This is a genomic window from Burkholderia sp. AU38729 (genome assembly GCF_020419725.1).
Lineage (GTDB): Bacteria > Pseudomonadota > Gammaproteobacteria > Burkholderiales > Burkholderiaceae > Burkholderia.
The window spans coordinates 189,107-197,626 of record NZ_JAIZQO010000015.1 but is presented as its reverse complement, the minus strand read 5'-3'; the positions used below and the strand labels follow the sequence as shown (position 1 = coordinate 197,626).

The 8,520-nt window shown below is 64.6% G+C and carries 4 protein-coding genes; 3 read left to right on the top strand and 1 reads right to left on the bottom strand.

Annotated features, from left to right (window positions below; all coding sequences use genetic code 11):
- Both LGM56_RS32490 and LGM56_RS32485 read left to right on the top strand, forming a co-directional pair.
- Positions 1–319, top strand: a 319-nt coding sequence (locus LGM56_RS32490; protein WP_226207805.1) for a hypothetical protein, incomplete at its 5' end; no start/stop codon positions are given.
- Positions 320–735: 416 nt separating this feature from the next.
- A complete protein-coding gene (locus LGM56_RS32485) occupies positions 736–3,033 on the top strand; it encodes a CHASE2 and HATPase_c domain-containing protein (RefSeq protein ID WP_226207804.1) in 2,298 nt (765 codons plus the stop codon).
- Between the two features lie 672 nt (positions 3,034–3,705).
- On the opposite strand, the gene LGM56_RS32480 is transcribed toward LGM56_RS32485, so the two are convergent.
- Positions 3,706–6,672 carry a glycosyl hydrolase family 18 protein gene (locus LGM56_RS32480; protein WP_319000785.1) on the bottom strand — a complete coding sequence of 989 codons (2,967 nt, stop codon included), beginning with the start codon at positions 6,670–6,672 and terminating at the stop codon, positions 3,706–3,708.
- A gap of 308 nt (positions 6,673–6,980) precedes the next feature.
- Here LGM56_RS32480 and gbpA point away from each other — a divergent pair, with 308 nt between their 5' ends.
- Positions 6,981–8,441 (top strand): N-acetylglucosamine-binding protein GbpA, encoded by a 1,461-nt coding sequence (gene gbpA, locus LGM56_RS32475; protein WP_226207803.1) that lies wholly within the window; start codon positions 6,981–6,983, stop codon positions 8,439–8,441.
- Positions 8,442–8,520: the final 79 nt, after the last annotated feature.

Sequence of the window (8,520 nt, the reverse complement as noted above, 5' to 3'; positions counted from 1 at the left end):
GTTGCCACCGCTAGGACCTGAACCTAGTGCGTCTACCAATTCCGCCACCTGGGCACGTTTCGCTTGTTGCTGCATCGCGAAAGAACGCAATTATAGCGTGTCCGAAGAGGCTGTCAACACAATTTCATCGAAAGCGATGAAAAGTGTTCACGTCGAACGGTCCGCCACACACTGGCCGGCGCCGGCCAGTCCCGCTGCGAAAATTCAGCCCGACGCCGGCTTCGTCTCGACGCGCGTCGGCAAACCATTCGGTCGGGAAAAACGTGGTGCGAAATTTCCCGCCGTTCATCAAAGTTTGGCAGGATCGCTTCACGGGTAAACAACCTGGGGCGAACAACCGCATTGTCTGCACGAACTCACCCGGGATCGAAGGTTCCGAACGGCGCGCACCGGCACGGTATCGACGCGTCCTGACGACCGTCCGGATGGCAAAAATTAAGACAAGTCCGAAACGAAATAGAAACCATATGGGACAAGGTCTAATTGGACCCGGTGCCTAATAAAAATCGAGATAGTTCCGGCAACATGGCGACATTGGAACCCGCGGCAGCATGCCGTGCGGTTGCCTGTTGAGGGACCCGGGGCCGCCTGAGCGAGAGTTGCGTGGCGGGATCGCGAGCGCGACGAAAAATGTGGCCAAGGCCGCAACCATGCAGGAAGTGCGCGGCTGCAACGAACTCGGGCGAACAAAACAAAAACGTGGACCAAACCATGCCTGACTGGCTCAATCGAGTCTTGAAAACTGCAACATCCGTTCGACCTGCCGTATGGCCGCTCACGGCCGGCGCGGTGTTGCTGGCGGTGCTCAGCTGCACGCCGACGGCCGAGGCGTTGCTGTCGCCGCTCGACCGTTTGTACTGGAACCTGGTGGTGACCGGCGTCGATCACGGGGATCGTGACGAGGTCGTCGTCATCTCGATCGACAAGAAGACGATTGCCGAACTCGGCAGCGGCGAAAGCTACGCGCGCACGTCCCATGCGCAGGTGCTCGATCGGCTGGGTGCCGCCGCGAGTGTCGTGCTCGACATGACGATGTTCAGCGCGGCGTCCGGCGATCAGGCGCTGGCGGGCGCGATCGCGCGGCAAGGGCACGTCGTGCTGCCTGCCCACGTCTCGCAGGAGGCCACGCGTGCCGACACCGTGCTGTTGCCCGAGTCACGGTTGCGCGCCGCGGCCGCGGCCATCGGCCAGCGCAGCGTGATGCTGGGCAGCGACCATCTGGTGCAGGGCATCGTGCCTTATATTCACGCGGACAACGCGGAGGCGGAACTGCCGCACGTGGCGCTGGAGGCGATTCGCGTGGCGGGCGCGTCGCTGCCGGCCGGCGACGTGCGTCACCAGGTGCAGGACCACGTGTCGAATCTGGGGCATGTCGAGACCGGTTCGCTCGCGCTGTTCCTGCCTGCGCGCTTCGACCTCGATCGCTATTCATACGTCGACGTGCTGAAAGGGCGCATTCCCGAGTCGGTGTGGCGCGGTCGCATCGTCTTCATCGGCGACGCGATGTCGGACCTTTCCGGCGTGTACGACCTGTCGACGTCGGAAGGGGGGCGGCTGCGGCGCGTCGAGGTCGATGCACTGGTGACGCAGGCGCTGCTCGATGGCCGCATTCTGCGGCGCGAGCCGGCGGCGATCCAGGTTGGCGTCAGCGTCGCGGTCGCGACGGGGATGCTGCTGATCTGCATGCTGGTGCCTGGCTGGCGCATGTACGCAGTCGCGATCGCGTGGATGGCCACGTTCGTCTCCGTCTCGCTGGTGCTGCTGGTGCATTGGTCGTACTGGATGCCGCTCGGCCCGATGTTTGCCGTGTGCGCGCTGATTTTCGCGTTCTGCGGCTGGCGGCGTGCCGGCAGCCTGCGGACGTTCATGCTGAAGGAATACGGGCTGCTGCACCGGCTGGCCGGCAAGCATGCGTTCGCCGGCGTGCCGCACGCGGCGGGCGCCGATACCGAGCTGCCGAGCGCGGACGAAGTCGAGATCGCGATGCAGCATATTCGCGCCTGGCAGACGGCCTACGTCGACATGATCGAGACGTTGCCGTATCCGATCTTCGTCGAACAGCACAGCCGGCTGCTGCTGTGCAATGCGGGTGGCCGCGCGATGCTGGAGACGTTCGACACCGAGGGTGACCGCGACGCGGCCGTCCGGCACGTGCTGTCGATTGCGCACGACGAAGTGCAGATCGCGAAGGCGAGCGGCAAGATTCACTCGGCGGAGCTGACGCTGAACGGGCGCACGCAGATGATGATGGTGACGCCGTTCGGCGACGGCGAGCAGCATCGTTCCACGGCGAGCATGATCTGCTTCGTCGATATCCACAACATCAAGGCCGCGGTCGAAAGCGACCGGCTGACGCTGCGACACATGGCGCACGACCTGCGCAATCCGCTGTCGACCGTGCTGTCGCTGCTCGAGGAGCGCAACGGCGCCGACGGCGCGACCGACGAGGATTTCCTGACGGATCTGCACAAGCTGGTGGACTACAGCCTGCGCGTTGCACAGGATTTCACGCAGCTGTCGCGCGCCGAGCATCTCGACACCCGCGCCTACGTGGCCGTGTCCGCCAACGATCTGGCGACGGAGGCGGTCGATCATCTGTGGCACAGCGCGAATGCGAAGCGGATCCGCGTCGAAGGCCCGCATTCCGAGGGCGACGACGTGTTCGTGTCCGGCAATCGCGACATGCTGCTGCGTGCGCTGACCAATCTGCTCGACAACGCGATCAAGTACTCGGACGAGGAGACGGTGGTCGACGTGTGGATCGCTGCCGACGATCGGCAGGTGACGATGACGGTGCAGGATCAGGGGATCGGCATCCCCGCCGACGCGCTGCCGCGCCTGTTCGAGCCGTTCTTTCAGGTCGACGGCTCGCACCGCGACGCCAGCCGCGGCGTTGGCCTCGGCTTGCCGTTCGTGAAGGCCGTGGTCGTGCGCCATGGCGGCTCGATCGACGTGACGTCGACGCCGGGGCAGGGCAGCCGCTTCATCGTGCGCTTGCCGAGAGCCGCTGCGGAAACGCTCGAAGACGCGTGAGCTGCGCCGGGCCGCAACGGTAGTGCGGCCGCCAGCTTCGTCGAGGTCGGGTAGAGATTGAACCGGATGGATGGAAAGCCGGGCCCTGTATCGCACAGGGCCCGGCTTTTTTGCGTTCGGGCCTGGCGCGTGTCGCGACACGGCGGATGACGAGACCGGCGCGCCTGTCGGCGCTTCGGACTGCGTGACGATCGAGCCGTCCCGGGGCGATGCCGACCTGACGAGACTTGCGGATGGAGGCTCGTCGCCGAGAACCGCGGGATAGCGGACAGTGCGGCGATGGCTTGCCACGTCGGCACGAGAGACGAAGGCGCGGGGGCCGCGTGTCGTCTTCCGACGCGGACCCACCGCCAAGCCGGACTCCGATCCCGCAGGCGCGGCGCGACCCCGGACGCGAAGCAGCGGGAAGATCGAGGACGCCATCGACATGACGCGATGACAGCGGGGCGACGCCGGTCCTGGCGTTTGCGGTCCGCGTATTCCTTGCGCATCGCCCGCACCTTCCCAACCGTCCCGTCCGCAGCGTTGCGGATGCCCATCCGCCAACCGACACCCAAACGAAAACGCCCTCGCGCGAGGCGAGGGCGATATCGGCATCAGCCGTTGTGCGCCCGGAGACGCAGGTTCGGATTGACCGGGGCGCCGCGCTGGCGCCGCCGGCCGGACCGGGCATTACTCCTTGTGTTCATCCCATGCCTGGTCCCATGCGGTGCCCTTGCCCGGCTCGTAGGCCCAGGCTGCCATCGAGCACCAGTTGGTGTACGGGAACGGCTTGCAACGGAACAGCTTGCCATTGTTGGAAACGATGTCGCCCGCGTTGTACTTCGTGCCTTCCTTGTACTGCGGGTGGTTGCCACCGCTGCCGCCACCTTCGCCGCCGCCGTTACCACCGTTACCACCGTTACCACCGTTACCACCGCCGCTTTCGCCACCGCCGCCTTCGCCGCCGTTACCGCCGTTACCGCCATTGCCGCCGCCGTTACCGCCGCCGCTGCCGCCGTCGTTGCCATAGAGCGTCCACGCGTCGTTCCACGCGAAGCCCTTGCCCGGCTCATACGCGGTCGGCGCGCCCGAGCACCAGCCGCTGTTCGGGAACGGCTTGCACTGGTAAAGCTTGCCGAGGTTCGACACGATGTCGCCGGCGTTGTACTGCGTACCCGCCTTGTACGCCGGGTACTTGCCGCCTTCGCCGCCACCGTTGCCACCGCCTTCGCCGCCGTTACCGCCGCCCGCATCCTTGGCCTTCACGAGCACGGTGTGCTTCGCGGTGCTCGACAGCTTGCCGTCGCTGACCGTGACCGAGAACGTGAACGATTGGTCCTTCGCGAGCGTGGGTGCGGTGAAGTTCAGCTTCGCGCCGGCCGGCGTCGCCTGGATGCCGGTCGGGACGTTCCACTTGAAGCTCAGCGTGTCGCCGTCCGGATCGGTCGATTTCTCTGCCGACAGCACGACAGCCTGGCCGGCTTCAGCCGTTGCCGGGCCGCCGAGTTGCGCGATCGGCGGGCGGTTTTCCGCCGGCGGCGGTTCCACGGCCGTGTCGGCCTTGGCGGTCACGACGACTTGCGCGCTGTCCTTCAGGCCGGCCGGATCGGTGACCGTCACGCGGAACGTGTACTTCGTGTCCTGCTTGACCGACGGAATGTCGACGCTTGCCTTCGCGCTCGTCGCGTTGGCAAGCTGCAGCGGCGTGCCGGCGACCTGGTCCCACTTGTAGGTCAGCTTGTCGCCGTCCGGATCGCGCGACTTCGATGCGTCGAGCGTCACCGTCGCCGGCCCGGTGACGGTCATGGCGGCACCGGCGTTCGCGATCGGCGGATGGTTTTCCGCGCCGCCGCCTTCATTGCCGTGGCCGAGGCCCTTGTGCATCGCATTCAGGATGTCGCCGTTGTCCGAGTCGATTTCCCACGAGAACAGGCCGCCCAGCTGGTGGGCGCGCACGTAGTCGCCCTTCGCGAGAACGGAGCGCTCGTCGTCGAAGGTGAGGAGTTCGCCGGTGCTCTTGTTGAATACGTACGGTGCTTCGGCCGTCTGGTCGTAGTGGTACTCGTAGCCGTTGATGCCGGCGTTGTTCGGCCCGATCATCTCCGCCTTGAGTTTCTTGTAGTCCAGGATGCCCGGCTCCCACTGGCCCTTGTGCGCACCCGTCGCCGTGCCGGTGAACGGATTGCCGTCGGCATAGCCGTGTACGCCGGTCCAGCCGCGGGCATAGGCCGCCGCGCCGACCACGAGCTTCTTCGGATCGACGCCCTGCGCGAGCAGCGCCTTGATCGAATTGTGCGTCGTGTACGCGGTGTCCGGCTTCCAGCCCGGTGCATACAGCGCGGTCTGGTGGCCGAGTTCCTTCAGGCTGAACGCACCGTAGAAGTCGTACGTCATGTCGAAGATGTAGTCCATGTACTTCGTGGCTTCCTTGTAGTTCACCACGTCGATCTTGTCCTTGCCCGCGCCGATCGCCGACGTCAGTTCGTACGTCCGGCCGGTTTCCTGCGACAGCTTGTCGAGCATCTGCCGCAGTTCCTTCATCAGCGTCACGTACAGCGGGCCGTCCTTCACCGGATCGCCGAGCGACGGGTTCACGCCCTTGCCGCCGGGGAATTCCCAGTCGATGTCGACGCCGTCGAAGAACTTCCACGTGCGCAGCAACTGCTCGGTCGAGTCGACGAACACCTTGCGCTTCGCCGGGTCATGCAACTTGAAGAACGGATCGGACAGCGTCCAGCCGCCGATCGACGGCAGGATCTTCATGTTCGGGTTGCGTTTCTTCGCGGCCATCATCTGGCCGAGCACGCCCTTGAGCTTCGAGTTCGCGGTCTGGCCCGGCAATGCCTTGGCCATTTCACCGTAGGTGTCGTGGATCGCGACGCTGAAGTCGGGCAGGCCCTTGCAGCTCTGCTGAAGCGTGTTGAACGAGCCCGGCAGGTCCTTCGCGAGCGAGGCGTTCACGTCCGCGCCGCCGCAGATCGGGATGAAGCCGTACAGCATGTGCGTGAGGTTCTCGACCGGCACGTTGTCGACGTTGAACTTGCGGTCGTAGATCGACCAGGTCGCGAAGTACGTGCCGACCACCGAGCCGGACGTGTTCGCGTACGGCTTGTGGTTCTTGCTCGCGTTGTTCGGCAGATCGTCGGCGAGCTCGGGAATCGTGTCGAACACGACCACGTCGAGCGGTGCGCTGTCGGTCACCGCGCCGTTCGCGTCGATCACGCGCACCTGCATCTTCTTCACGCCGGGCGTCTTCACGTTCGCGACCACCTGGCCGCTCTGGGTGCCGCCGGGCGTCATCTTCACTTCGGACGCGGGGTCGACGACGCCGTCGACCAGCGCGACCGCCTTCACCGCGGTGCCGTTGCTCCAGATGTCGAACGGCAGCGGTACGTCGACCTTCTTGTTCAGCTTGACGATGTCCTTGTACGGCGCGACGCCTGCCTTCTGCATGTCGATTTCGACGAAGCCGTGCGGCTGCGAGGTGATTTCGTACTGTTTGAGGCTGGGTTTGCCGGGTGCGGCGAATGCGGCGTTGGCAAAGCTGAGTGCGCTGGCCGCGGCGAGTGCCGCATAGGCGATGTGCGTGCGGCGCAGCGAGCGGCGTCGAACCACGAGATCAAGAGTCGGTTTCTTCGAATTCAATTTGATAGCCATCCATCCTGGTGTTGAAAAAAGTGTCGCGAATGCCAGCGCATTCTTCTTCGTGGATGGCGGGGCGGCAACGAATCTCAATGCAATCTAAACGCGGGCCGGTCAACGCGGGACATGCCTATGTCAGGACTGCGGATGACTCGGCACGGAATCGTTTAGAGATCGTTGAGGAAGATTCGCGATCGAAAGACGCTTGCCGATACTTCACTCAGCGTTTCGTCAGCAGAACATGCGTCACGCCATTCCGGACGTTCGAACGCGATCCGTCGAACGAAGCCAACCCTGACCAACTTTCAACCAAACGAAATCAGATGAGAACCCGAACTGCGAAAAAGACCCTCTTTACCCTGTCGCCGCTCGTTGCCTGCGCGTCGATGTTCTTCGCCCAGGCCGCATTCGCGCATGGCTACCTGTCCGAGCCGCCGTCGCGCGGCCTGCTGTGCAGCGCGAAGTCGGGGAAGATCGAAAACTTCAACTGCGGCTCGGTTGCCTATGAGCCGCAAAGTATCGAAGGCAAGCAAGGCTTCCCGGCAGCCGGCCCGAAAGACGGCGAAATCGCGAGCGGCGGCGTGACGCAGTTCAGCGAACTCAACGAGCAGTCGGTCGATCGCTGGAAGCAGACCAGCATCAAGCCGGGCGCGCAGAAGTTCAAGTGGACGTTCACCGCGGCGCACGTGACGAAGGAATTCAAGTACTACCTGACGAAGCAGGGCTGGAATCCGAACGAGAAGCTCACGCGCGACCAGTTCGACCTGAACCCGTTCTGCACGGTCGACGGCGGGATGAAGAAAGCCGACGAGATCGGCCCGCACAACTGCACGATTCCGGCGGACAAGAAGGGCCATCACGTGATGCTGACGACGTGGCACGTCGGCGATACGGCCGGCATGTTCTACAACGTCGCCGACCTGAACATCACCGACGACGGCGGCGCGACCGATCCGGGCAAGCCCTCGTGGTCGAACGTCGGCAGCATCGCGCCGATCATGGACCTGAAGGCCGGCGACAAGGTCACGAACCGCGTGTTCAAGTCGAGCGGCGAAGTGCCGTCGATGAAGACCACGGTGACGATCGGCTCCGCGCAGCAGGGCGAACGCAACATGTGGCCGATGCTGCTCGCGAAGGAAATCAACCGCGTGCAGTCGGCGAACCTGATGGCCGGCGTCGAGCGCGACGGTCGCATCGAGCCGTCGCTCGGCAAGAACGACGTGTTCTCGAAGAAGGGCAGCGGCATCGTGCGCACCGAGACGACGATCGATCACCAGCCGGAAAGCGGGCTCGACGAAGGCTTCAGCATCTCGAACAACGGTGAATTCAAGATCCAGAACGGCAAGGCGACCGCGAAGTTCTTCCTGAAGTTCAATCACGCGAAGGACACGAACGTCAACGTGAAGGTCTATGACGCGTCGAATTCGCTGGTCGGCTCGAAGTCGTCGACGATGCGCATGCAGGGCGACGTGAGCGTCGACATCGCGAACGCGAAGGCCGGCCAGCACACGGCCGTGGCAACGTCGCAGATCGAAGGCGGCACGCTGAAGCAGGAAACCACCACGTTCAAGCTGACCGGCGACGCGGGCGGCGGTGAAGGCGCGCAATGCCAGGCCGAGTGGAAGCAGGGCACGGCCTACACGGGCGGCGCGAAGGTGCAGCACAACGGCCGCACGTACGAGGCGCGCTGGTGGACGCAGAACGAGGTCCCGGGCAGCCCGGCCTCGACGGGTGCGGACCACACCGGCAAGGTGTGGAAGGACCTGGGCGCCTGCGCCAAGTAACGACCTGAAAGGGCATTGAGACGAGCCGCACGCAGCAATGCGTGCGGCTTTTTTTCGGGTCGGCGCGTACCGGCCCGCA